Origin of the sequence: Streptomyces phyllanthi, assembly GCF_009377205.1 — a bacterium.
Lineage (GTDB): Bacteria > Actinomycetota > Actinomycetes > Streptomycetales > Streptomycetaceae > Streptomyces > Streptomyces phyllanthi.
The window spans coordinates 1-3,125 of record NZ_VJZE01000709.1 but is presented as its reverse complement, the minus strand read 5'-3'; the positions used below and the strand labels follow the sequence as shown (position 1 = coordinate 3,125).

Below are 3,125 nucleotides of genomic sequence, written 5' to 3'. Positions count from 1 at the left end.
GGTCAGCCGTGCTGGTAGGCCACCAGGGAGATGCCCACGTAGTGCACCACGAACGCCGCGAGCGTGAGGGAGTGGAACACCTCGTGGAAGCCGAACCAGCGCGGCGACGGGTTGGGGCGCTTGATCCCGTAGATCACGCCGCCCGCGCTGTAGAGGAGGCCGCCGACGATCACCAGGACGAGCACGGCGATCCCGCCCGTGCGCAGGAAGTCCGGGAGGAAGAAGACGGCGGCCCAGCCCATCGCGATGTAGCAGGGGGTGTAGAGCCAGCGCGGGGCCCCGATCCAGAACACGCGGAAGACGATGCCCGCCAGCGCGGCGGCCCAGATGCTCCACAGCAGCCACTGCCCCTTGCTGTCGGGCAGGAGCAGCAGCGTCAGCGGGGTGTAGGTGCCCGCGATGATCAGGAAGATGTTCGCGTGGTCGAGACGGCGTAGGACGGCGTCCATCCGCGGACTCCAGTCGCCTCTGTGGTAGAGCGCGCTGATGCCGAAGAGCAGACAGGCCGTGAGGACGTAGATACCGCACGCTATGCGTCCCCGGGTCGAGTTCGCGAGCGCGGTGAGCACCAGGCCCGCGACGATCACGGCGGGGAACATGCCGGCGTGCAGCCAGCCGCGGAGGCGCGGCTTGACCGGGTGCGGCAGGGAGAGCGCTACGGGACCGCGGTCGGCGACCGGCGTGTCCATGGGCGCGTCGGGGGCGGACGCAGTCATGACCCGCATCGTACCTACGCGACCGTAAGTGACGTATCAGTCGGACGGGTTGAGTCCCGAAGAGTGGCCATGGTCTCACTGCCCGTGTGAAACCGGGATACGCGTGGTGCGGCATCGGTGACGCAGGGAAACACGCTGGGCGAATTCTACCGAGTGGTGATGGTCACGCCGCTCACTTGTGACCCCCTCTGGACATATGCGCGGATGCGTCGGATGATCAAATGAGTGCGGTCGACACCGGATGAGCGCCAAGAGGCACCTGCGAAGCGTCCGGGTCGCGGCCCCCACGGGGCGAATCAACGGAAAATCCCTCATTTAGGAGCAATCGTGGCGCAGGACATCGCGGCTCCCCTCGATACCGTCCCCACCACTCACCAGGAACTGATCTCGTGGGTCAACGAGATCGCCGAACTGACGCAGCCGGACAACGTGGTCTGGTGTGACGGATCCGAAGCCGAGTACGAGCGGCTCTGTGAGGAGCTCGTCGACAAGGGCACCTTCAGGAAGCTCGACCCGATCAAGCGCCCCAACTCCTACTACGCGGCCTCCGACCCGACCGACGTCGCCCGGGTCGAGGACCGTACGTTCATCTGCTCCGAGAAGGAGGAGGACGCCGGCCCGACCAACCACTGGAAAGCCCCCGCCGAGATGCGGGCCATCTTCACCGGAGAGAAAAACAGCTTCCAGGGCGCGGACGGCAGCGGCGGTATCTTCCGGGGCTCGATGCGGGGCCGGACGATGTACGTCGTCCCGTTCTGCATGGGTCCGCTCGGCTCGCCGCTCTCCGCGCTCGGCGTCGAGATCACCGACTCCGCCTACGTGGCCGTGTCCATGCGCACCATGACGCGCATGGGACAGCCGGTCCTGGACGAGCTGGGCTCCGAGGGCTTCTTCGTGAAGGCCGTGCACACCCTGGGCGCCCCGCTGGAGCCGGGCCAGGCGGACGTGCCGTGGCCGTGCAACTCCACCAAGTACATCTCCCACTTCCCGGAGACCCGCGAGATCTGGTCCTACGGATCCGGGTACGGCGGCAACGCGCTGCTCGGCAAGAAGTGCTACGCCCTGCGCATAGCCTCCGTCATGGCGCGCGACGAGGGCTGGCTGGCCGAGCACATGCTGATCCTCAAGCTCACGCCGCCGCAGGGCGAGTCGAAGTACGTCGCCGCGGCCTTCCCGAGCGCGTGCGGCAAGACGAACCTCGCCATGCTGGAGCCCACGATCTCCGGCTGGACGGTCGAGACGATCGGCGACGACATCGCCTGGATGCGCTTCGGCGAGGACGGACGCCTCTACGCCATCAACCCCGAGGCCGGCTTCTTCGGCGTCGCACCCGGCACGGGCGAGCACACCAACGCCAACGCGATGAAGACCCTGTGGGGCAACTCGGTCTTCACCAACGTCGCGCTCACCGATGACAACGACATCTGGTGGGAGGGCATGACGGAGGAGTCCCCGGCCCGCCTCACGGACTGGAAGGGCAACGCGTGGACGCCGGACTCGGAGGTTCCGGCCGCCCATCCGAACGCCCGCTTCACCGTGCCCGCCGCCCAGTGCCCGATCATCGCGCCCGAGTGGGAGGACCCGAAGGGCGTGCCGATCTCGGCGATCCTCTTCGGCGGCCGCCGCGCCACGGCCGTGCCCCTGGTCACCGAGTCCTTCGACTGGAACCACGGCGTGTTCCTCGGCGCGAACGTGGCGTCGGAGAAGACGGCGGCGGCCGAGGGCAAGGTCGGCGAGCTGCGCCGCGACCCCTTCGCGATGCTGCCCTTCTGCGGCTACAACATGGGCGACTACATGGGCCACTGGGTCGACGTGGCCAAGGGCAAGGACCAGTCGAAGCTGCCGAAGATCTACTACGTCAACTGGTTCCGGAAGAACGACGAGGGCAAGTTCGTCTGGCCGGGCTTCGGTGAGAACAGCCGCGTCCTGAAGTGGATCGTGGACCGCCTCGACGGCAGGGCCGAGGGCGTGGAGACCCCCATCGGCGTCCTGCCGACGAAGCAGGCCCTGGACACGAACGGCCTGGAGCTGTCCGAGTCCGACCTGGACTTCCTGCTCACCGTCGACAAGGAGGTCTGGCGCGAGGAGGCGGCGCTCGTCCCCGAGCACCTCAACACCTTCGGCGACCACACCCCCAAGGAGCTGTGGGACGAGTACCACGCCCTGGTCCAGCGCCTCGGCTGACCAGAGCGGCTCAACCCCTGCCCAACCCCTGCCCAACCCCTGCTCCGCGGCCGGCCCCGGGATGCCCTGACCTGCGACTCATGGCCGGCCGCGGTACGTCACCCGGAGGAACCGGGGCCCGTACAACGGTGTGCGGGGCCCGGCCCTCGCGCTCCCGCCGGCAGCACGGCGCGGTGGCGGGTGACGGTTCGGGCCCGAACGTCGGGCCCCACCCGGGTGAGCCCC

At 68.4% G+C, this 3,125-nt stretch carries 2 protein-coding genes; one reads left to right on the top strand and one right to left on the bottom strand.

The features are described from left to right. Positions 1–2: 2 nt before the first annotated feature. Positions 3–716, bottom strand: a complete 714-nt coding sequence (gene trhA, locus FNH04_RS43755) for a PAQR family membrane homeostasis protein TrhA (protein WP_152791795.1) — start codon at positions 714–716, stop codon at positions 3–5. Between the two features lie 327 nt (positions 717–1,043). Between trhA and FNH04_RS43750 the strand changes: the two genes are divergently transcribed. Next, positions 1,044–2,900 (top strand): phosphoenolpyruvate carboxykinase (GTP), encoded by a 1,857-nt coding sequence (locus FNH04_RS43750; protein ID WP_322725589.1) that lies wholly within the window; start codon positions 1,044–1,046, stop codon positions 2,898–2,900. Positions 2,901–3,125 lie beyond the last annotated feature (225 nt).

Excerpts from the sequence above, each read along its gene's own strand:
- trhA (WP_152791795.1), bottom strand. The coding sequence starts at position 716 with ATGACTGCGTCCGCCCCCGACGCGCCCATGGACACGCCGGTCGCCGAC.